Here is a 21,059-nt window from a genome sequence, read left to right as displayed (position 1 = left end):
TTCTATCATTTACGATGTTATATAACCAGATACATATGAAATTATTTTATAAATTATTGGGAGGTAGAAATGAAACAAAATTTAATTGATCAATTAAACGAATGGCATGAATCAGATGAACATCAACGAATTATCGATTTCCTTTTAACAATTTCTGAGGAAGAACAGGACTATGACTCAATCAGCCTTTTGGCCAGAGCCTATACCAATATGGGGCTTTACGAAGAAGCGCTCTATCACTTTGATAAAATTTCTGAGGCTGGCAAACAGGATTCTCTCTGGCATTATCGGGTAGGGTTTGCTTTATATTATTTAAAGCGTTATGAGGAATCGGCTCAAGCCTTCAGCAGAGCTGATCAACTAGACCCTGGAGATCAATATACAGAGTATTTTTTAACACGGAGCAGCCAAAAAGCGGAGAAGCAGAAAAGAGAAAAACTTCGCCTTTCCAAAAAGGGAGCTTCCATGGCACGTGGCGAATCGGTCAATGGGAAAGTTCTTTTTTCGGATATGTTTTTAGCTGATTTCTGGGAGGACAGCGAGTATGCGAGAGAGTCTTATCAATCTGAGCTACCGACAGATGAACTAATTGATTCGATAGAGAAAGAGCTTGGATACAAGCTTCCTTCTTCTTATATTGATTTGATGAAGCAACGGAATGGCGGTGTGCCGAACAACACCAACTTCCCAACAAAGGATCCCACTTCCTGGGCAGAGGATCATATTGCCATTACAGGAATCATGGGAATTGGCCGTAAGAAAAGCTATTCTTTGTGTGGAGACTTAGGTAGCCAATTTATGATTGATGAATGGGGATACCCTGACATTGGTGTTGTAATTTGTGATTGTCCTTCAGCCGGACATGATGTTGTTATGTTAGACTATCGAGCTTGCGGTATAGATGGTGAACCAGAAGTTGTTCATGTCGATCAAGAAGACGATTATGAAATTACCTTCCTTGCCGATAATTTTGAAGAATTTATCAAAGGCCTAGTGAACGATGAAGAATATGATACTTCTGAGGAAGACAAAGAAGAAGCTCTAGATAAAGTAGCCCATGGTAAATTTTCTCCTCTGCTGGAGGAACTGTGCTCAAGGGTAACCGAAGTGGACCAAGTTGAACAGAAAGTCCGGACTATCTGTACACAGATTTGTGAAGAGAAAGGCAATTTTTCTTTTCAAGCTGATGAATTATCGTATCTCATGTATGATGTCCAATTCTGGTTGTATACGAAGTCCTATCTAGACACCAGTCGTGATCAATATGTGGCGGCCTACCCCAAAATAATTGCATTTGGCGGAGAATTCGGTCAAGGCGGATATGCTCCCTCTTTCATTACAGATTGGCTGGATGTCCGCAAAAAAGAAGGACGGATTATACAGGACCACGGGATTATTCGGTTTACTGATTCATATTCAGAAGAAGTTATTAATAAGTTACAAGAAGCCTAAGTTGTGTATACCCCTATAATGAACAGAGCTCGCTTTAAAAGCGGGCTCTTCTCCTTGTAATCTCCTATCTAAAATTATATATCTATATGTTCCCTTTCAAGCAGCCTCGTTATAAATTTTTTTCTGAGACGAGTTTAGATATATACTCGTTAGCCATTACATAGAAACTGCCTTCTGCTCCTACAAGTATAATTCATTATATCGGAAGTCCATTACATAGTTTGTTAGTACTGCTGAAAAGTTTCAACAATAAAAAAGACCCCCAGCCAAATGACTGAGAGTCTTGAAACGCCAAAATTAACGTTTTGAGAATTGAGGTGCGCGACGAGCGCCTTTAAGACCGTATTTTTTACGTTCTTTCATACGTGGGTCACGAGTTAGTAAACCTGCTGATTTAAGTGCTGGACGGAAATCAGGGTCAACTGTTAGCAACGCACGAGCAATACCGTGGCGGATTGCTCCAGCTTGGCCAGTGAAACCACCGCCGTTTACGTTTACGTGAATATCGTAGCTACCTAGTGTTTCAGTTGCTACTAATGGTTGTTTAATTACTTCGCGTAGTGATGCGAATGGGACGTAGTTTTCAACGTCACGGTTGTTGATAACGATTTTGCCTTCGCCTGGTACTAAACGTACGCGGGCAATTGAGCTTTTACGACGGCCTGTGCCGATATATTGAACTTGTGCCAAGGTTGTATCCTCCTCTAATTATTATCCGCGAAGCTCGTAAGCTTCTGGTTTTTGTGCAGCGTGTGGGTGTTCAGAACCTGTGTATACGTGCAATTTGCCGAACATTTGACGACCTAAAGTGTTTTTAGGAAGCATGCCTTTAATTGCTAACTCAAGCATTTGAGTTGGGTATTTTTCTTTCATTTCACCAGCAGTACGTTGTTTCAAACCACCAGCAAATTGAGTGTGACGGTAGTAAATTTTGTCTCTTAATTTGTTACCAGTTAATTCGATTTTGTCTGCATTGATGATGATCACGTGATCACCTGTATCAACGTTTGGTGTATAGATTGCTTTATGTTTACCACGTAAAATAGCAGCTACTTCAGAAGCTAAGCGACCAAGAGTTTGGCCTTCAGCGTCTACTACTAACCATTTACGTTCTACTTCGTGACCTTTAGCCATGAATGTTGTACGCATTTTAGTATCCTCCTACAATTCAAATGATTGTTCTATTGTCTGTTCCAATTGTTTTCTTTATCCTCAAAAGCTAAGATTCGGGGCTTATCTTGTGGGGTAATGAAAATACCATATGTCATCTTAACCCAAATAGAATTATAAGTCAAGCATTTCAAGAAAAACACCTGGTCATGTTGCTTTCGCTTTAATAGCTCACTTTTTCAAGGTACAAACCTTGTGCTGGCGCTGTTTTGCCGGCATTCCCTCTATTCATGGAAGCGATGATCTCAGTCAATTGTTCTGGTTTTCTTTTTCCGGTCCCAACTTCCCATAAAGTACCTGCTATAATTCGTACCATATTGTACAAAAAGCCATTCCCTTCAATTACCATGTGCAACTCATCCTGATGCCATTCAAATTCTAATAGAGTAACTGTACGCACTTTATCTTTTACACTCGTATTTGCTGCACAAAAGCAAGAAAAGTCATAAGTGCCAATAATGTGCTGAGCTGCTTCTATCATCTTTTTAATATCAGGCCTTATTCCATTAGTAGGCGTGACGTAAAATCGCCTAAAAGGGCTTTGTATGGCTTCACAGGACCATATGTAGCGATATCTCTTACTCACCACCTTATAGCGTGCATGAAAATCCTCAGGTACTTCTTCCATCACTTTTATACGAACATCTGTCGGCAATTGGACATTTAGTGCTTTTCTATAACTTTCAAGTGGAATATCCAATGATGTATCGAAGTGAATCACTTGCCCTGTCGCATGTACCTTGGCATCTGTTCTGCCACTTGCCGTAACATTTACTTTGGTTCCTTTATGCATCTTTGTTAAGACTTTTTCTAGCTCTTCTTGTACTGTGCGCTGATTGGGCTGCACTTGATAACCAGAAAAGTTTGTACCGTCATAGGCAATGGTCGCTTTCAACCGTTTTTCCATTTGTCCATTCTCCTATATCTTTAACTGTATTTTCTCAAATAAATCAGCACAGCACCCATTACAACAATTGATAGCACGGCAATTGTATCTCTAACATGCCATTTCAACTGGCGGTAACGCGTTCTTCCCTCTCCGCCGCGATAACCGCGTACTTCCATAGCCGTAGCAAGGTCCTCAGCACGTTTAAAGGCGCTGACGAACAATGGCACTAATAATGGGACAACAGCCTTTATACGCTCTTTAATTGGTCCTGACGTAAGGTCTGAACCTCTTGCTGTTTGTGCTTTCATAATCTTATCTGTCTCGTCCATTAAAGTAGGTATGAAGCGTAGAGAAATGGACATCATCAATGCCAATTCATGAATCGGCAGCTTTAATTTTTTCAATGGATTTAATAACACTTCCATACCATCCGTAATGGATATAGGTGAAGTCGTCAGTGTTAAAACCGTCGTAACAAAAACAAGTACTAAAAAACGGACGGATATGAAGATCCCTTGGCGAAGGCCTTCTTCATAAATCGTAATAAACTTCCAATGATAAAGTATATCCCCTTCTTTGGTGAAGAAAATATGCAAGAAGAAAGTGAACGCCATTAAAATCAAAATGGGCTTCAAACCATTAATCAAAAAATAAAGCTTAATTCTAGACAACAGAATAATAAGTATTGTAAAGATGAGCAACGCAGCATACGTAGCTGTGTTATTCGCGATAAAAACAATAAAGATAAAGGCAAATACAAAAATAAGCTTTGCTCGCGGATCCAACCTATGGACAAAAGAGTCACCCGGGATGAAACGGCCAAATATAAGCTTATCCATCATAATTGATTCCGCCTTTCTTGAAGCCATTCAGAAATCATTGATGCAAACTCTTCTTCTGTAAGGCATAGTTTTGGAAACGAGAAGCCAGCTTTTTGTTCTAGCTGCTTCTGAAAGTGAATAATCTGCGGAACTTCGAGACGGTAATTTGACAGTGTTTCGATATCACTAAAGATTTCTCTTGGCGTCCCTGTTAAAACGCATCGCCCTTCATGCATAATAGCAATTTGATCCGCATAGCGAGCGGCATCTTCCATACTGTGTGTTACAAGAATGGTGGTTAAATTGCGTTTTTGGTGTAGTTGATAAAATAAGTCCATAATTTCTTTACGCCCTCTAGGATCAAGCCCAGCCGTCGGTTCGTCCAAGACAATGACATCAGGCTCCATTGCTAACACGCCCGCAATTGCCACACGGCGCATTTGTCCACCAGATAAATCAAATGGCGACTTTTCTAGCACTGCTTCTGGCAAACCAACCAACTTGACCAAGTCACGAGCCTTTTCCATAGCTTCTTCTTCAGGAACACCAAAATTCATCGGCCCAAAGATAATATCCTTTAGCACCGTCTCCTCAAATAATTGATGTTCTGGAAACTGAAAAACAATCCCTACCTTTTGGCGAATCGGCCGCAAATCTTTTTCTTTTTTGCCTGCCGTAATTACTTTATCACCAATCTGTATAGAACCCGCCATAGGCTTTAATAAAGCGTTGAGATGTTGAAGAATTGTCGATTTACCAGAACCAGTATGTCCAATAATCGCTTGATAGCTACCAGAAGCTATGGCTAAATCCACATCAAATAAAGCCCTTTTTTCAAACGGTGTGCCAGGGGCATAGGCAAAGCTTAATTTTTGAAGTTTGATATCCATAAATCATTCACCAACTCTTCTTCTGTCATAGGCTCGCCGCTAAGGTTAACACCGTTTTTTTGCAAAAGCTTACCCAGCTTTAAAGCAAAAGGCAAATCAAGCCCCAATTCCACTAATTGATCACCCATTGCAAAAATCTCAGACGGCGTTCCTTCTGCAAATTTCTTTCCGCCATTCATAAATAATAAGCGGTCTGCCATCATGGCTTCTTCTAAATCGTGCGTAATAGACAAAACTGTTAACCCTGTTTTTTCGCGTAGTTCTCGTACAATAGATAGCACCTCTTGTCTTCCTTTAGGGTCAAGCATAGACGTGGCTTCATCCAAAATAAGCATTCTTGGTTGCAATGCGAGAGCGCCCGCAATAGCGACACGCTGTTTTTGGCCTCCAGATAGATGACTTGGTTCATGATTCAAAAAGCCATCCATATTCACCTGCTTTAAGGCTTCCCTAACACGCTTCACCATTTCTTCATGTGGCACACCATTATTCTCTAATGCAAACGCTACATCATCTTGAACTGTTGCACCGACAAATTGGTTATCTGGATTTTGAAATACCATTCCAATTTGAGAGCGGCTATTCCACAAGTTATCCTCGTTTAGTGGTTCTCCAATTACTTCTACCGTTCCATTTTGAGGAAAAATTAATCCGTTAATAAGACGGGCAATCGTAGACTTACCTGATCCATTGTGTCCTACAATGGCAATCCACTCACCCTCTTGAACACTAAATGAGACATCTTCAATCGCATTCTTAATTGAACTGTCTTCAGGGGCATATGTAAACGTAACGTTGTTCAATGTTAGTATTTCTCGCATGTGCTTATACTCCTCTCGCTAAACTGTTCTTGGCTCTGCTCAACTCATTCTTAACTTACATTGTTTTATGTATGAATGCTAGTCAAACATTTTAAAGTGTAAAAAAATACGACTTTGTCCATTAAGGCAAAAGTCGATTCAGATATCCAGCTATTATAAATAAAAAAGCGCGCACCCCATTCAGAGAAATGCGCTTTGAGATCTCGCGTAAAAAGGTTGCTCAGGCCTTTAACGGGAACGGGGTACGTAGAGCTAAACGAGACAGCATAAGGTGCCGCTCATCATAACACTCAGCTTTTAAATTTGTCGTATAAATCTTCTATTTGGAAAAAAGAGGGTGTAAGTCAGTTCAAAATATGATGAACAATTACACCCTCAATTAATCGTTATACTTAAACTAATTCAATTACAACGACTGGTGCACCATCACCGCGGCGTGGTCCAACTTTCATAATACGAGTATAACCGCCTTGACGGTCAGCGTAGCGAGGTGCTACATCATCAAACAATTTTTGAAGTGCAAAAACTGTTGATTCATTACCTTCAGCATCTGTTGAAGTAGCTACTTCACGACGGATAAATGCTGCAGCTTGACGGCGTGCATGCAAATCACCGCGTTTACCTAAAGTAATCATTTTTTCAACTACTGATCGTAATTCTTTCGCACGAGTTTCTGTAGTTTCAATGCGTTCATTGATGATTAAGTCAGTTGCTAAATCACGCAGCATCGCTTTACGTTGAGAACTTGTACGTCCAAGTTTTCTGTAACCCATGGATATTTCCCTCCTTTATACACTTACTGATCTAAGTTATTTTATATACGCTTAGTCTTCTTCTCGTAATCCTAAACCAAGCTCTTCTAACTTGTATTTAACTTCTTCTAATGATTTACGTCCTAAGTTACGAACTTTCATCATATCGTCTTCAGACTTGTTAGCAAGTTCTAAGACAGTATTAATGCCAGCACGTTTTAGGCAGTTGTAAGAACGGACAGAAAGATCAAGTTCTTCAATCGTCATCTCTAAAACTTTTTCTTTTTGGTCTTCTTCTTTTTCAACCATGATTTCAGCAGTTTTTGCTTCATCCGTTAAACCAACGAAGATGTTTAAATGCTCGGTTAAAATTTTAGCTCCGAGCGAAATCGCCTCTTTTGGACCGATGCTGCCATCTGTCCACACATCAAGTGAAAGTTTGTCGTAATCAGATGATTGTCCAACACGAGTATTTTCAACTGTATAGTTGACGCGTGAAACTGGAGTGTAAATAGAGTCGATCGGGATCACGCCGATAGGAAGATCCTCACGTTTGTTTTGATCAGCTGAAGTATATCCACGTCCGCGTTGCGCATACATACGCATACGAAGATGGCCGTTAGTAGCAACCGTTGCAATGTATAGATCTGGGTTCAATACTTCTACATCACTGTCATGAGTAATATCAGCAGCAGTTACTGCTCCGTTACCTTTAAAATCGATTTCGATAACTTTTTCTTCATCGGAATAGATTTTCAAAGCTAGCTTTTTAATGTTCAAAATAATTGATGCAACATCTTCTACAACACCCTCAATAGTAGAGAATTCGTGAAGTACGCCGTCAATTTGGATTGAAGTTACAGCAGCTCCTGGTAAAGAAGACAGAAGGATACGACGTAGTGAATTACCCAAAGTAGTTCCATACCCACGTTCAAGTGGTTCTACAACAAATTTGCCGTATTTTAAATCATTGCTGATCTCAACGGTTTCAATCTTTGGTTTTTCAATTTCGATCATTCAATTTACCCTCCTTCAAAACATCGAATATATGGTATTATTTCCATCATAAAATCGAATGCTAACCAATCAAAATGATTATATTCTAATTGCGTATAAAAAGTGTACTCAATACGTTAGTGAGTTGCAACTATTATACACGACGACGTTTTGGTGGGCGGCAACCATTATGAGGAACTGGAGTTACGTCTTTAATTGCAGTCACATCTAAGCCAGCAGCTTGTAGTGCACGGATAGCAGCTTCACGACCAGCACCAGGACCTTTAACAGTTACTTCTAAAGTTTTTAAACCATGTTCGATAGATGTTTTAGCAGCAGTTTCAGCAGCCATTTGTGCAGCGAATGGTGTAGATTTACGTGAACCTCTAAATCCTAGTGCACCAGCTGAAGACCAAGAAACAGCATTACCTTGCATGTCAGTGATGGTTACAATTGTATTATTAAATGTAGAACGGATGTGTGCGATACCGGATTCGATATTCTTTTTCACACGACGTTTACGAGTTTGTTGTTTACGTGCCATGTTAAGAAGAAACCTCCTTTACCTATTATTTTTTCTTGTTAGCTACAGTTTTACGTGGACCTTTACGAGTACGAGCGTTGTTTTTAGTATGTTGTCCTCGAACAGGCAAGCCACGACGATGACGGATACCTCGGTAAGAACCGATTTCCATTAATCGTTTAATGTTAAGAGAAGTTTCGCGACGTAAGTCACCTTCTACTTTGTATTTATCAATTTGTTCACGGATTTTGTTTAATTCGTCTTCAGTTAAATCGCGAACACGAGCATCTTCTGAAACACCAGCATCTGCAAGAACTTTCTTAGCAGTAGTGTTTCCGATACCAAAAATGTATGTTAATGAAATTACAACGCGTTTTTCGCGTGGAATATCAACACCAGCAATACGTGCCATGTATGATGTACACCTCCTTGGGAATTATCCTTGTTTTTGTTTATGCTTAGGATTTTCGCAAATTACCATTACTTTACCGCGTCGGCGAATAACTTTACATTTTTCGCAGATCGGTTTCACAGATGGTCTCACTTTCATCTAACCTAACCTCCTTAGTGGTCCGGAGTGCAAAAGATTATTTAAAACGGTATGTGATACGACCGCGAGTTAAGTCATACGGAGATAGTTCAATTGTTACTTTATCTCCAGGCAGGATTCGAATAAAGTGCATACGAATTTTACCCGATACATGGGCAAGCACTGTATGACCATTTTCTAATTCTACCTTAAACATCGCGTTTGGCAAAGTTTCAACAACTGTGCCTTCGATTTCAATTACATCGTCTTTCGCCATCGACCCTGTCTCCCTTCTATATATATATGCAATTCAGATCTATGATCAAATTCTGCAGAATTTGTTGCAACAGTAGCCTGCTTGCTCAACATATGTTTAGACTATATGAGAGATGTTCGAAAGACGCTCATCAGGCTTCGCTTCTCGAACCAAGACTATGTGCCACAGGATGGCCCTGATACCCACACGTTCCCCGGCTACTTTAGATGAGATCCTGCATACCCGTTTACACAGATACTTTTCCACGAAACCCATTATACCACCCTAAATAAAGAATCCCAACTTATCTATTCTATTATTCATTGGCGTATAGACCGGGTACAATATGCTTTTGCAGCTCTCGAAAATATCATTCCGTCATGCTACCGCATACTCCCGCGGTTGCAGATATCTGCGCCCTCTGGCGGGTATTAGTTGCGGTTACCTTTTAAAAGAGCATCAACCTCAGCAAATACATCATTGATATCTTGCTGACCATTAATGTTAGTTAAAATATGTTTTTCTCGGTAAAAGTCAAGCAACGGTTGAGATTGCTTAATATTCACTTCAAGGCGGTTGTTAACCGTTTCCGGATTATCATCTGCCCGTTGGTAAAGCTCTCCACCGTCTTTATCACATATTCCCGCCTCTTTTGGAGGGTTGAAAATAAGATGATAAGAGGATCCACATACTTTACAGATACGGCGGCCAGTCAATCGTTTGACTAAATCATCTCGTTCAACTTCGATGTTAATCACGTGTTCAACCTTTTTGCCTAGGTCAGCTAATATTTGATCTAAAGCTTCAGCTTGTGCTGTTGTACGCGGGAATCCATCAAGTAGAAATCCTTTGTCACAATCAGCTTCGCTTAGGCGTTCTCGAACAATGCCAATTGTCACTTCATCAGGAACTAATGCTCCTTGATCCATGAATGACTTTGCTTGCAACCCTAATTCTGTACCGTTTTGAATAGCGGCACGGAACATATCACCTGTAGAAATATGAGGGATACCGTATTTCTCAACAATTTTATCTGCTTGCGTACCTTTTCCGGCACCTGGCAAACCCATTAAAACAATATTCATACGGAGTCACCTCCATTATTAGTATGAAGGTTTTTAGGAACGTGGCCGTTCCAAAAAACCAACCTTATTTCATAAAACCTTTGTAGTGGCGTTTAACAAGTTGTGATTCTAATTGTTTCATCGTTTCAAGAGCAACACTTACTATGATTAGTAAACTAGTGCCACCAATTTGAGCAGATGAAGGTAGATTCGCAATATTGATAAACAAGATTGGTAGAACAGAAATCACAGATAAGAAAATCGCACCTACAAATGTTAAACGGTATAGAACAGCTGTTAGATAATCCTGCGTGCTTTTTCCTGGGCGAATGCCAGGGATATAGGCACCTTGTTTCTTAAGATTATCAGCAACCTTTTCAGGATTTACTTGAACAAACGCATAGAAATATGTGAAAGCGACAATTAGCGCTACATATATGATCATCCCAATAGGTTGAGAGTAATCAAACGTTTTTTCAATAAATCTTGTTACACTTGTATCTCCAAAGAAAGTAGCAATTGTTCTAGGCGTTACAAGGAATGCAACTGCAAAGATAATTGGAATAACTCCGGCAGAGTTAACTTTCAGTGGTAAGTGTGATTGTTGAGCTCCACGTTGCGCCCCAGTACCTTTAGCATATTGAATAGGGATTTTACGATTCGCTTGTTGAACGTAAGTAACCCCGACAACAATTGCCAATGCAGCAAGAGCAATCAACACCAGCGTAATAATGTTGATGAACAATTGATCACCAGCATTTTCAAACTGTTGAGCATAAATTTGGTTCACTGTATTTGGTAATGCAGCAACGATCCCAGCGAAGATGATAATGGAAATACCATTTCCAACACCTTTTTCTGTAATCTGTTCGCCTAGCCATAATAAGAATGCAGTTCCAGCAGTTAACACGATTGCAATTGTAATGTAAGTCATTACTCCTTCTTCTCTAATCAATGAACCGCCGTACATACGGTTAAAACCGTAAGACATAGCGATTGATTGAATGAAAGCAAGGACAATTGCGAAATATCGTGTGAATTGAGAAATCTTCTTACGTCCCACTTCACCTTGTTTTGACCACTCGGTAAACTTTTTCACTACATCCATTTGCAACAGTTGAACAATAATTGATGCTGTAATGTAAGGCATTATCCCCATAGCGAATATAGAGAAGTTCTTAAGAGCTCCACCGCCAAAAGTATTTAGGAAACCGACTAGGTTATACTGGTCAGTTTGCTGTAATACTGCAGCGTCGACATTCGGAACAGGAATAAATGAACCTATGCGGAATACTATCAACATCAAAAGGGTGAAAATGATTTTATTTCTAATATCTCTGACGCGCATAAAGTTAGAGATTGTTCGAAACATTAGATCACCTCAATGTTTCCGCCGACATTTTCAATTGCTTGTTGTGCAGATGCAGAGAATTTATGAGCTTTTACAGTAAGCTTTTTGTTAAGAGTTCCATTACCTAGAACTTTAATGCCAGCTTTCTCTTTGCTCACAACGCCAGTTTCAACAAGTAAAGCTGGTGTAACTTCTGTGCCTTCTTCAAAACGGTTTAACGCATCAAGATTTACGATTGCGTATTCTTTGCGGTTAATGTTAGTGAAACCACGTTTTGGCAAACGACGGAAGATCGGGTTTTGACCACCTTCAAATCCAGGGCGTACACCGCCGCCTGAACGTGAATTTTGACCTTTTTGACCTCTACCAGAAGTTTTACCGTTACCAGTCGCGATACCACGACCAACACGATTGCGTTCTTTACGTGATCCAATAGATGGTTCTAACTCATGAAGTTTCATTAGATGGCACCTCCTTGTTATAGAATTTAAAATTATTTTTCAGTAACTGTTACTAAGTGAGCGACTTTAGTGATCGCACCACGGATAGCAACGTTATCGTTATGTTCAACAGTTTGGTTCATTTTACGTAAACCAAGTGCTTCAATTGTTTTGCGTTGTGCAGGTTTAGTACCGATTAAACTTTTAGTGAGGGTAATTTCTAGTTTATTTGACATGTCATTTCCCTCCCTTAACCTAATAATTCTTCTACTGATTTACCGCGAAGTTTTGCAACTTCTTCAGCTTGTTTTAATTCAGATAATCCTTTAATAGTCGCACGCACCATATTGATTGGTGTGTTTGAACCTAAAGATTTTGAAAGAATATCAGTAATACCAGCAAGTTCAAGTACGGCACGTACCGGACCACCAGCGATAACTCCTGTACCAGGAGCAGCAGGTTTAATCATGATGTTACCTGCACCGAATTTACCCATCACTAAGTGAGGAGTAGTACCACCAACACGTGGAACTTCGATTAGGTTTTTCTTCGCATCTTCAACAGCTTTGCGAATAGCATCAGGTACTTCTTGAGCTTTACCTGTACCAAAACCAACATGGCCATTACGATCTCCAACAACAACTAATGCAGTGAAGCGGAAACGACGTCCACCTTTTACAACTTTAGCAACGCGGTTAATCGTAACTACGCGTTCTTCAAGTTCTAGATTGTTTGCGTCAAAATTAAGACCCATGAAAAGTGTACCTCCTTCTTATTAAAATTCTAACCCGTTTTCGCGTGCAGCTTCAGCTAAAGCTTTAACACGTCCATGATATAAGTAACCGCCACGGTCAAATACAACAGCTTTGACATCTTTCGCAGCAGCACGTTTAGCGATTGTTTCACCAATTTTCGCAGCAGCATCCACGTTGCTTGCAGTGCCTTCGAACTCTTTATCCATAGTTGAAGCTGAAGCAAGTGTTACGCCTTGAGTATCGTCAATGATTTGTGCGTAAATGTGTTTATTAGAACGGTACACGTTTAAACGAGGACGTTGTGCTGTACCAGTAATTTTTGAACGTACACGAGCATGACGTTTTTTACGAACTTGATTTTTATCTTGTTTCGTAATCACAAAGGGTCACTCCTTTCTAATGCTTAGGCAGCATTATTTACCTGTTTTACCTTCTTTACGACGAACATGTTCGCCTTCATAACGGATCCCTTTACCTTTATAAGGTTCTGGTGGGCGTACGTCACGGATGTTTGAAGCAAGAGCTCCAACTTGTTCTTTTGAAATACCTTTAACGATTACTTTCGTATTAGAAGGCACTTCAACTTCAACACCATTTTCAGGTGTGAATTCAACTGGATGAGAGTAACCTACGTTTAATACAAGTTTTTTACCTTGTAATTGCGCACGGTAACCAACACCGACTAATTCTAGAGTTTTAGAGAAACCTTCAGAAACACCTGTAACCATGTTTGCAAGCAAAGCACGAGTTGTACCGTGGTTTGTACGGTGTTCTTTAGATTCAGAAGGACGTGTTAATGTAATAACGTTGCCTTCTTGTTCGATTTTAATATCTTTGTTAAAAGAACGAACTAATTCGCCTTTAGGGCCTTTTACAGTTGCTACGTTATCAGCATCAACTGATACAGTAACACCTGCAGGCACCTCGATTGGCTTTTTACCTATACGAGACATTTATTGTTGCACCTCCATTCATTTGTTGCTAATTACCAAACGTATGCTAGAACTTCGCCGCCAACTTTTTTAGCGCGAGCTTCTTTGTCTGTTAACAAACCTTGTGAAGTTGATACTAAAGCGATACCTAGACCGTTCAACACTTTAGGTACTTCATCAGTTTTCGCATAAACACGTAATCCTGGTTTTGAAATACGTTTTAGACCAGTAATAACGCGTTCGTTATTTTGGCCGTATTTCAAGAAGATACGGATAATACCTTGTTTATCATCTTCAACATATTCAACGTCACGAACGAAACCTTCACGCTTAAGAATTTCAGCGATTTCTTTTTTGATATTAGAAGCTGGAAGCTCTAATTTTTCGTGACGGACCATGTTAGCATTACGGATGCGTGTAAGCATATCTGCAATCGGATCTGTCATAGTCATTACAATTTACCTCCTTCCCAAATTAGGGGATTACCAGCTGGCTTTTTTGACGCCAGGAATTTGTCCCTTGTATGCAAGTTCACGGAAACAAATACGGCAAAGTTTGAATTTGCGGTATACAGAGTGTGGACGGCCACAGCGTTCACAACGAGTGTATTCTTGAACTTTATGCTTCGCACCACGTTGTTGTTTAACGATCATTGATTTTTTAGCCACGTTCTCGCCTCCCTATATTATTTTTGGAATGGCATACCGAATTGAGTTAACAACTCGCGAGCTTCTTCATCAGAGTTCGCAGTAGTAACAATCACGATATCCATACCGCGTACTTTTGATACTTTATCATAGTCGATCTCAGGGAAGATTAATTGTTCTTTCACACCAAGAGTATAGTTACCGCGACCATCGAATGCTTTTTTAGAAACACCGCGGAAGTCACGTACACGTGGAAGAGAAATTGAAATTAATTTATCCAAGAAGTCATACATACGTTCACCACGTAGTGTAACTTTTGCACCGATTGGCATTCCTTCACGAAGACGGAAACCAGCGATAGATTTTTTAGCTTTAGTCACAACTGGTTTTTGACCAGTGATTAATGTTAATTCTTCAACAGCAGAATCAAGCACTTTAGAGTTTTGAACAGCGTCACCAACACCCATGTTGATTACGATTTTTTCAACTTTCGGTACTTGCATTGTTGAAGTGTATTCGAATTTGCTCATTAGAGCTGGAGAAACTTCTTTTACAAATTTTTCTTTTAGGCGGTTCATGTTTGTACCTCCCTTCTCTGTTTAAACTTATTTATCGATTACTGCACCTGATTTTTTTGCTATACGAACTTTTTTGCCATCTTCAACTTTATAACCTACGCGAGTCGGCTCGCCAGATTTAGGATCGATTAGCATTACGTTCGAAACGTGAATTGCTGCCTCTTGGCTGACAATTCCACCTTGTGGATTAAGTTGGTTAGGTTTCACGTGTTTTTTAACGATGTTAACACCCTCAACTAACACGCGATTTTTTTTAGGGAAAGCAGCAAGAATAACACCTGTTTTGCCTTTATCTTTACCTGTAATAACCATTACTTTGTCGCCTTTTTTAACATGCATTCTGTCGCACCTCCTTGATTGGCACTTTCATGTAATTAAAGAACTTCCGGAGCTAATGAAACAATTTTCATGAAGCTATTGTCACGTAATTCACGTGCAACAGGTCCGAAAATACGTGTACCGCGTGGTGATTTATCATCACGAATGATTACACATGCGTTTTCATCGAATTTGATGTAAGTGCCGTCTTTACGACGAACGCCGCTTTTCGTACGAACGATTACAGCTTTAACAACTTCACCTTTCTTGACAACGCCACCTGGTGTTGCTTTCTTCACCGTACAAACGATAACATCTCCGATGTTAGCAGTTTTACGACCAGAACCACCAAGTACTTTAATAGTTAAAACTTCTTTTGCACCTGAGTTGTCGGCAACTTTCAAACGACTTTCTTGTTGGATCACTTAGGTTACCTCCCTTCGGACTTGTCTTATTCCGAAATTTATTAGATAATAACCGCTTTTTCTACAACTTCAACTAAACGGAAACGTTTAGTAGCTGATAGCGGACGAGTTTCCATAATGCGTACGATATCTCCAACTTTAGCTGTGTTGTTTTCATCATGCGCTTTGAACTTTTTAGAGTATTTTACACGTTTGCCATAAAGCGTATGCTTTTTGTATGTTTCAACTAAAACAGTAATAGTTTTATCCATTTTATCAGAAACGACGCGGCCTGTGTAAACTTTGCGTTGGTTACGCTCAGTCATGCTTGCAAACCTCCTCATTATCAGTTATTTGCACTGATTTCTCTTTCACGAATCACAGTTTTCATACGCGCAATCGCTTTACGTACCTCACGAATGCGAGCTGTGTTTTCTAATTGACCAGTCGCCAATTGGAAGCGAAGGTTGAAAAGCTCTTCTTTCAGTGATTTTACTTTTACTTCGATTTCTGCAGTTGTAAGTTCACGGATTTCATTAGCTTTCATTAGATTCACCACCAATTTCTTCACGTTTAACAATCTTACATTTAACAGGTAATTTATGACTTGCTAAACGAAGTGCTTCACGAGCGATTTCTTCAGAAACCCCACCGATTTCAAACATAATTCTGCCGGGTTTTACTACAGCTACCCAACCTTCAGGAGCACCTTTCCCTGAACCCATACGTACTTCAAGAGGCTTTTTAGTGTATGGTTTGTGAGGGAATATTTTAATCCAAACTTTACCGCCACGTTTTGTATAACGAGTCATAGCAATACGAGCAGCTTCGATTTGACGGTTTGTAATCCAGCTAGCTTCTAGTGATTGTAAACCATATTCTCCGAAAACAACTTCTGTACCACCTTTCGCTTGACCGCGCATTTTGCCACGGTGTACACGACGGTATTTAACGCGTTTTGGCAATAACATATTATTTGCCTCCTTCCTCAGAGTTCTTCTTAACTGGAAGGACTTCACCACGGTAAATCCATACTTTAACACCTAGTTTACCATAAGTAGTGTCAGCTTCTGCATGAGCATAATCAATGTCAGCGCGAAGTGTATGAAGTGGAACAGTTCCTTCACTATAATGTTCTGCACGAGCGATATCAGCGCCACCTAGACGACCAGATACTTGAGTTTTGATACCTTGAGCACCTGAACGGATTGTACGTTGAATTGCTTGTTTTTGTGCACGACGGAATGATACACGGTTTTCTAATTGGCGAGCGATATTTTCAGCTACAAGTTTAGCATCAAGATCAGCGCGTTTAATTTCAACGATGTTGATGTGTACGCGTTTGCCAGTCATTTCGTTAAGGTGTTTACGAAGTGCTTCCACTTCAGAACCGCCCTTACCGATAACCATACCTGGTTTCGCAGTGCTAATTGTAATGTTAATTTTGTTAGCAGCACGTTCGATTTCAACTTTAGAAACCGATGCTTCTTTTAAAGTTTTTTCGATATATTTACGAACGTTGATGTCTTCGTGTAGTAATGTAGCATAGTCTTTTTCAGCGTACCATCTAGATTCCCAATCACGAATGACACCAACACGTAATCCTATTGGATGTACTTTTTGACCCACGTATTATCCCTCCTTCTTCTCAGATACCACGATTGTGATGTGGCTTGTACGTTTGTTAATTGCACTTGCACGACCTTGTGCACGTGGACGGAAACGTTTCAATGTAGGACCTTCATCTACAAATACTTTAGAGATCACTAAATTGTTAACGTCTAAGTCATAATTATGTTCAGCGTTTGCAACTGCAGATTTTAACACTTTTTCTACTACCGGAGATGCTGCTTTTGGAGTATGGCGTAAAATTGCAACTGCTTCGCCAACTTGCTTGCCTCGGATTAAATCAACTACTAAGCGGACTTTACGAGGAGCAATTCGAACTGTGCGAGCAATAGCTTTAGCTTCTTGCATCAGGATTTACCTCCCCTCAAATTAGCGTACTGAAGTTTTCTTATCATCTGCACCGTGTCCTTTATAAGTACGAGTTGGTGCGAATTCGCCTAGTTTATGACCTACCATATCTTCAGTCACGTATACTGGCACATGTTTACGACCATCATATACAGCGATTGTAGAACCGATGAAGTTCGGGAAGATTGTAGAACGGCGAGACCAAGTTTTGATCACTTGTTTTTTTTCTGAATCTTGTTGAGCTTCCACTTTTTTCATTAAGTGTTCGTCAACAAAAGGTCCTTTTTTCAAGCTACGACCCATTTTGGAACCTCCCTCCGTGATTCCACCACGGCTCTATCAGTGAACCGTAGTCTAATCACATTATTTTTTACGACGACGAATGATAAGTTTGTCGGAGTTGTTTTTCTTTTTACGAGTTTTATAACCAAGTGCAGGTTTACCCCATGGAGTCATTGGAGATTTACGACCGATTGGAGATTTACCTTCACCACCACCGTGTGGGTGATCGTTAGGGTTCATTACAGAACCGCGGACAGTAGGACGTTTACCCATCCAACGAGTACGGCCTGCTTTACCAATGTTGATAAGCTCGTGTTGTTCATTACCAACTTCACCGATTGTAGCACGGCAAGTTGCTAGGATCATACGAACTTCGCCAGATTGAAGACGAACGATTACGTATTTACCTTCTTTACCAAGGATTTGAGCAGATGTACCAGCAGAACGTACTAGTTGTCCACCTTTACCTGGTTTCATTTCGATGTTGTGAATTGTTGTACCCATTGGGATATTTGATAATGGCAGGGCGTTACCTACTTTAATATCAACATCTGGACCAGATACAATTGTCATTCCAACTACTAGACCCTTAGGTGCTAGGATATAACGTTTTTCACCATCAGCATAGTTAATTAATGCGATGTTTGCAGATCGGTTTGGATCATACTCGATAGTAGCAACGCGTCCTGGAATGCCATCTTTTGTACGTTTGAAATCGATGACACGGTATTGACGTTTGTGACCACCACCATTATGACGAACAGTGATTTTACCTTGGTTATTACGACCAGCTTTGCGTTTAGTAGATTCTAACAATGATTTTTCTGGTTTGTTAGTTGTAATCTCAGCAAAGTCAGATGATGTCATGTTACGACGACCATTTGAGGTAGGCTTATACTTTTTAATCGCCATTTGTGTTCCCTCCTTCTTTAATGTTCATATTGAACGAATATTACATTTCGAATAATTCGATTTCGCCTTCAGACAATTTTACAATTGCTTTGCGGCGTTTGTTTGTGTATCCACCGTGACGGCCAACACGTTTGAATTTACCTTTGTAATTCATAATGTTAACTTTTTCAACTTTAACGCCAAAGATTTCTTCTACAGCATCTTTGACTTCAGTTTTATTGGCACGAGTGTCAACTTCAAAAGTATATTTGTTTTCTGCCATTTGTTCTGAAGAACGCTCAGTAATGACAGGACGTTTTAAAACTTCACGTGCTTCCATTAACCAAGCACCTCCTCAACTTTTTTTACAGCAGCTTGAGTGAATACAACTTTATCATGACCTACAAGATCAAGAACGTTGATTCCAGCTGCAGTTAGAACTGTTACACCTTGGATGTTACGAGCAGATAGTGCTACGTTTTCATCTAAGTCAGCAGTAACAAATAATGCTTTAGAGTTAATTGAAAGATCAGCTAAAACTTTAGCGAAATCTTTTGTTTTTGGTGCATCTAATTTCAATGCTTCTAGTACCACAAAGTTTGTTTCAGCAACTTTAGAAGATAGAGCTGATTTAAGAGCTAAACGACGAACTTTTTTAGGAAGTTTGTAGCTGTAGCTGCGAGGTGTTGGACCGAATACAGTACCACCGCCACGCCATTGTGGAGAACGGATAGAACCTTGACGAGCACGCCCAGTTCCTTTTTGGCGCCATGGTTTACGACCACCGCCAGCAACTTCAGAGCGATTTTTTACTTTATGTGTACCTTGACGTAATGAAGCGCGTTGAGCGATAATCGCGTCAAATAATACTGATTGATTAGGTTCAATTCCGAAGATCGCATCGTTTAATTCGATTTCGCCTACAGAAGAACCTGTTTGACTAAGTAAGTTAACTTTTGTCATTCCTGTTTCCTCCTTTCTTCGGAAAATTAGTTAGCTTTAATAGCAGACTTAACTGTTACTAATGCTTTACGAGAACCAGGAACATTACCTTTGATTAGTAGCAAGTTGCGTTCCGCATCAACTTTAACAATTGTTAAGTTTTGAATTGTAACTGTGTTGCCACCCATTTGACCAGGTAATTTTTTTTGTTTAAATACGCGGTTCGGAGCTACAGGGCCCATTGAACCAGGACGACGGTGGTAACGAGAACCGTGGGCCATTGGTCCACGAGATTGTCCGTGGCGTTTAATTACACCTTGGAAACCTTTACCTTTAGTAACACCTGTTACATCTACTACATCGCCTTCTGCGAAAATTTCAACTTTGACTTCTTGACCAACCTCGTACTCAGCTAAGTTTACATCGCGGATTTCGCGAATGAAGCGCTTAGGAGTAGTGTTCGCTTTTGCTACGTGTCCTTTTTCAGGTTTGTTTGAAAGCTTTTCGCGTTTATCATCGAAACCGATTTGGATTGCTTCGTAGCCATCTGTATCAACTGATTTCTTTTGAAGAACTACGTTTGGAGCAGCTTCAACAACAGTTACAGGGATTAAATCACCATTCTCAGCAAAAACTTGCGTCATACCGATTTTTCTACCTAAGATTCCTTTGGTCATTAGTCACACCTCCTGAGATAATTTAATTTAATATATTTTTTACCATTAAAGTTTGATTTCAATATCAACGCCTGATGGTAAATCTAATTTCATTAACGCATCCACAGTTTGTGGTGTTGGGTTAACGATATCGATTAGACGTTTATGAGTGCGCATTTCAAATTGCTCACGAGAATCTTTATACTTGTGAACAGCACGAAGAATTGTGTAAATGGATTTTTCAGTTGGAAGAGGTATCGGACCTGATACACTTGCACCTGAGCGTTTCGCAGTTTCAACAATTTTCTCAGCAGATTGATCAAGAATTCTGTGATCATATGCTTTCAAACGGATTCGAATCTTTTGTTTTGCCATTATTTTCCCTCCTTTTCGCCTATTTCCTAGACATTCTCCACGGAAATTTCCCACACACGCGCCATGGCAATGCGGCCGGGTGTGTCGGCAACCTCCCGCTTCATCGCAGTCAAAGACCAACATTAAATATTATACATAGATTTTCGCGAATAAGCAAGTGATTTCACGAATTTCTTTATATATTGTTTTAGAAAGTCTTCATATCTACTAAATCTTGTTTTGCACGTATTCCAGTATATTAAATTTCTCTTTGTTTGGCAATCGTTTTGTCCATAAGAATTCTTGCCAAATCATTGAAATATAAAAAAAGCTATCCCGTGTGCACTCGGGATAGCTTAATAAATAAAT

At 39.9% G+C, this 21,059-nt stretch carries 36 protein-coding genes; 1 reads left to right on the top strand and 35 read right to left on the bottom strand.

The window, feature by feature from the left end:
- The first annotated feature begins 69 nt into the window (after positions 1-69).
- Positions 70-1,452 (top strand): SMI1/KNR4 family protein, encoded by a 1,383-nt coding sequence (locus tag F0527_RS14610; RefSeq protein WP_150285389.1) that lies wholly within the window; start codon positions 70-72, stop codon positions 1,450-1,452.
- 297 nt (positions 1,453-1,749) lie between these two features.
- Here the strand turns inward: F0527_RS14610 and rpsI are convergent, their stop codons facing one another.
- The 35 genes from rpsI to rpsJ form a co-directional block, all read right to left on the bottom strand.
- The gene (gene rpsI, locus F0527_RS14605) at positions 1,750-2,142 is read right to left on the bottom strand and encodes a 30S ribosomal protein S9 (RefSeq protein WP_066790857.1); all 393 of its coding nucleotides are present in this window, start codon (positions 2,140-2,142) and stop codon (positions 1,750-1,752) included.
- 21 nt (positions 2,143-2,163) lie between these two features.
- Positions 2,164-2,601 carry a 50S ribosomal protein L13 gene (gene rplM, locus F0527_RS14600; RefSeq protein WP_066790859.1) on the bottom strand — a complete coding sequence of 146 codons (438 nt, stop codon included), beginning with the start codon at positions 2,599-2,601 and terminating at the stop codon, positions 2,164-2,166.
- 184 nt (positions 2,602-2,785) lie between these two features.
- Entirely contained in the window at positions 2,786-3,529 is a 744-nt protein-coding gene (gene truA / locus F0527_RS14595) for a tRNA pseudouridine(38-40) synthase TruA (protein WP_150285388.1), read from the bottom strand.
- Between the two features lie 20 nt (positions 3,530-3,549).
- Positions 3,550-4,353 carry an energy-coupling factor transporter transmembrane component T family protein gene (locus F0527_RS14590; RefSeq protein WP_066790861.1) on the bottom strand — a complete coding sequence of 268 codons (804 nt, stop codon included), beginning with the start codon at positions 4,351-4,353 and terminating at the stop codon, positions 3,550-3,552.
- Entirely contained in the window at positions 4,350-5,222 is an 873-nt protein-coding gene (locus F0527_RS14585; protein ID WP_150285387.1) for an energy-coupling factor ABC transporter ATP-binding protein, read from the bottom strand. Before F0527_RS14585 ends, F0527_RS14590 begins: the two co-directional genes overlap by 4 nt.
- Complete coding sequence (locus F0527_RS14580; RefSeq protein ID WP_150285386.1) at positions 5,198-6,043, bottom strand: energy-coupling factor ABC transporter ATP-binding protein; 846 nt, start codon at positions 6,041-6,043, stop codon at positions 5,198-5,200. Before F0527_RS14580 ends, F0527_RS14585 begins: the two co-directional genes overlap by 25 nt.
- 392 nt (positions 6,044-6,435) lie before the next feature.
- Positions 6,436-6,816 carry a 50S ribosomal protein L17 gene (gene rplQ / locus F0527_RS14575; protein WP_066790864.1) on the bottom strand — a complete coding sequence of 127 codons (381 nt, stop codon included), beginning with the start codon at positions 6,814-6,816 and terminating at the stop codon, positions 6,436-6,438.
- 51 nt (positions 6,817-6,867) lie between these two features.
- Positions 6,868-7,812: a DNA-directed RNA polymerase subunit alpha gene (locus tag F0527_RS14570; RefSeq protein ID WP_066790865.1), complete on the bottom strand. Its 945-nt coding sequence runs from the start codon at positions 7,810-7,812 to the stop codon at positions 6,868-6,870.
- A 133-nt stretch (positions 7,813-7,945) separates the two neighbouring features.
- The gene (rpsK, locus tag F0527_RS14565) at positions 7,946-8,335 is read right to left on the bottom strand and encodes a 30S ribosomal protein S11 (RefSeq protein ID WP_066790867.1); all 390 of its coding nucleotides are present in this window, start codon (positions 8,333-8,335) and stop codon (positions 7,946-7,948) included.
- A gap of 25 nt (positions 8,336-8,360) precedes the next feature.
- On the bottom strand, positions 8,361-8,726 hold the full coding sequence (rpsM, locus tag F0527_RS14560; protein WP_066790872.1) for a 30S ribosomal protein S13: 366 nt from the start codon (positions 8,724-8,726) through the stop codon (positions 8,361-8,363).
- Positions 8,727-8,750: 24 nt separating this feature from the next.
- Positions 8,751-8,864: a 50S ribosomal protein L36 gene (gene rpmJ / locus F0527_RS14555; protein ID WP_000868344.1), complete on the bottom strand. Its 114-nt coding sequence runs from the start codon at positions 8,862-8,864 to the stop codon at positions 8,751-8,753.
- Positions 8,865-8,901: 37 nt separating this feature from the next.
- Positions 8,902-9,120, bottom strand: a complete 219-nt coding sequence (infA, locus tag F0527_RS14550) for a translation initiation factor IF-1 (RefSeq protein ID WP_038179110.1) — start codon at positions 9,118-9,120, stop codon at positions 8,902-8,904.
- Between the two features lie 410 nt (positions 9,121-9,530).
- A complete protein-coding gene (locus tag F0527_RS14545; RefSeq protein WP_066790873.1) occupies positions 9,531-10,184 on the bottom strand; it encodes an adenylate kinase in 654 nt (217 codons plus the stop codon).
- A gap of 64 nt (positions 10,185-10,248) precedes the next feature.
- Complete coding sequence (gene secY / locus F0527_RS14540) at positions 10,249-11,535, bottom strand: preprotein translocase subunit SecY (protein WP_066790875.1); 1,287 nt, start codon at positions 11,533-11,535, stop codon at positions 10,249-10,251.
- The gene (gene rplO, locus F0527_RS14535) at positions 11,535-11,975 is read right to left on the bottom strand and encodes a 50S ribosomal protein L15 (RefSeq protein ID WP_066790877.1); all 441 of its coding nucleotides are present in this window, start codon (positions 11,973-11,975) and stop codon (positions 11,535-11,537) included. The genes secY and rplO overlap by 1 nt, the downstream gene beginning before the upstream one ends.
- A gap of 32 nt (positions 11,976-12,007) precedes the next feature.
- Positions 12,008-12,190 (bottom strand): 50S ribosomal protein L30, encoded by a 183-nt coding sequence (gene rpmD, locus F0527_RS14530; protein ID WP_066790880.1) that lies wholly within the window; start codon positions 12,188-12,190, stop codon positions 12,008-12,010.
- 14 nt (positions 12,191-12,204) lie between these two features.
- Positions 12,205-12,708 carry a 30S ribosomal protein S5 gene (rpsE, locus tag F0527_RS14525; protein WP_066790882.1) on the bottom strand — a complete coding sequence of 168 codons (504 nt, stop codon included), beginning with the start codon at positions 12,706-12,708 and terminating at the stop codon, positions 12,205-12,207.
- Positions 12,709-12,729: 21 nt separating this feature from the next.
- Complete coding sequence (rplR, locus tag F0527_RS14520) at positions 12,730-13,089, bottom strand: 50S ribosomal protein L18 (protein ID WP_150285385.1); 360 nt, start codon at positions 13,087-13,089, stop codon at positions 12,730-12,732.
- A gap of 33 nt (positions 13,090-13,122) precedes the next feature.
- Entirely contained in the window at positions 13,123-13,662 is a 540-nt protein-coding gene (gene rplF / locus F0527_RS14515) for a 50S ribosomal protein L6 (protein WP_066790886.1), read from the bottom strand.
- Between the two features lie 32 nt (positions 13,663-13,694).
- Entirely contained in the window at positions 13,695-14,093 is a 399-nt protein-coding gene (gene rpsH, locus F0527_RS14510) for a 30S ribosomal protein S8 (protein WP_066790894.1), read from the bottom strand.
- Between the two features lie 30 nt (positions 14,094-14,123).
- Positions 14,124-14,309 carry a type Z 30S ribosomal protein S14 gene (locus F0527_RS14505; RefSeq protein WP_066790898.1) on the bottom strand — a complete coding sequence of 62 codons (186 nt, stop codon included), beginning with the start codon at positions 14,307-14,309 and terminating at the stop codon, positions 14,124-14,126.
- A 17-nt stretch (positions 14,310-14,326) separates the two neighbouring features.
- Complete coding sequence (rplE, locus tag F0527_RS14500; RefSeq protein ID WP_066790900.1) at positions 14,327-14,866, bottom strand: 50S ribosomal protein L5; 540 nt, start codon at positions 14,864-14,866, stop codon at positions 14,327-14,329.
- Positions 14,867-14,893: 27 nt separating this feature from the next.
- Positions 14,894-15,205, bottom strand: coding sequence for a 50S ribosomal protein L24 (rplX, locus tag F0527_RS14495; protein WP_150285384.1), 312 nt, complete (start codon positions 15,203-15,205; stop codon positions 14,894-14,896).
- 35 nt (positions 15,206-15,240) lie between these two features.
- Positions 15,241-15,609, bottom strand: coding sequence for a 50S ribosomal protein L14 (rplN, locus tag F0527_RS14490; RefSeq protein WP_066790904.1), 369 nt, complete (start codon positions 15,607-15,609; stop codon positions 15,241-15,243).
- Between the two features lie 41 nt (positions 15,610-15,650).
- Positions 15,651-15,914 (bottom strand): 30S ribosomal protein S17, encoded by a 264-nt coding sequence (gene rpsQ, locus F0527_RS14485; protein WP_066790906.1) that lies wholly within the window; start codon positions 15,912-15,914, stop codon positions 15,651-15,653.
- A 20-nt stretch (positions 15,915-15,934) separates the two neighbouring features.
- Positions 15,935-16,135 carry a 50S ribosomal protein L29 gene (gene rpmC, locus F0527_RS14480; RefSeq protein ID WP_066790908.1) on the bottom strand — a complete coding sequence of 67 codons (201 nt, stop codon included), beginning with the start codon at positions 16,133-16,135 and terminating at the stop codon, positions 15,935-15,937.
- Positions 16,125-16,559, bottom strand: coding sequence for a 50S ribosomal protein L16 (gene rplP, locus F0527_RS14475; protein ID WP_066790910.1), 435 nt, complete (start codon positions 16,557-16,559; stop codon positions 16,125-16,127). The genes rpmC and rplP overlap by 11 nt, the downstream gene beginning before the upstream one ends.
- Position 16,560: 1 nt before the next feature.
- Complete coding sequence (rpsC, locus tag F0527_RS14470; protein ID WP_066790916.1) at positions 16,561-17,217, bottom strand: 30S ribosomal protein S3; 657 nt, start codon at positions 17,215-17,217, stop codon at positions 16,561-16,563.
- Between the two features lie 3 nt (positions 17,218-17,220).
- A complete protein-coding gene (rplV, locus tag F0527_RS14465) occupies positions 17,221-17,565 on the bottom strand; it encodes a 50S ribosomal protein L22 (RefSeq protein ID WP_066790918.1) in 345 nt (114 codons plus the stop codon).
- Between the two features lie 21 nt (positions 17,566-17,586).
- Positions 17,587-17,868, bottom strand: a complete 282-nt coding sequence (gene rpsS / locus F0527_RS14460) for a 30S ribosomal protein S19 (RefSeq protein ID WP_066790923.1) — start codon at positions 17,866-17,868, stop codon at positions 17,587-17,589.
- A gap of 60 nt (positions 17,869-17,928) precedes the next feature.
- Entirely contained in the window at positions 17,929-18,759 is an 831-nt protein-coding gene (gene rplB, locus F0527_RS14455; RefSeq protein WP_066790925.1) for a 50S ribosomal protein L2, read from the bottom strand.
- A gap of 40 nt (positions 18,760-18,799) precedes the next feature.
- Entirely contained in the window at positions 18,800-19,078 is a 279-nt protein-coding gene (rplW, locus tag F0527_RS14450) for a 50S ribosomal protein L23 (protein ID WP_066790927.1), read from the bottom strand.
- Positions 19,078-19,701, bottom strand: a complete 624-nt coding sequence (rplD, locus tag F0527_RS14445) for a 50S ribosomal protein L4 (protein ID WP_066790929.1) — start codon at positions 19,699-19,701, stop codon at positions 19,078-19,080. Before rplD ends, rplW begins: the two co-directional genes overlap by 1 nt.
- Positions 19,702-19,727: 26 nt before the next feature.
- A complete protein-coding gene (gene rplC, locus F0527_RS14440; protein WP_066790931.1) occupies positions 19,728-20,357 on the bottom strand; it encodes a 50S ribosomal protein L3 in 630 nt (209 codons plus the stop codon).
- A gap of 45 nt (positions 20,358-20,402) precedes the next feature.
- Positions 20,403-20,711: a 30S ribosomal protein S10 gene (rpsJ, locus tag F0527_RS14435; RefSeq protein ID WP_066790933.1), complete on the bottom strand. Its 309-nt coding sequence runs from the start codon at positions 20,709-20,711 to the stop codon at positions 20,403-20,405.
- Between the last annotated feature and the right edge of the window lie 348 nt (positions 20,712-21,059).

Source organism: Rummeliibacillus sp. TYF-LIM-RU47 (genome assembly GCF_008638315.1).
Classification (GTDB): domain Bacteria; phylum Bacillota; class Bacilli; order Bacillales_A; family Planococcaceae; genus Rummeliibacillus; species Rummeliibacillus stabekisii.
Note: the sequence above shows the minus strand (reverse complement) of the source record. Positions and strands in the feature narration are given on the sequence as shown.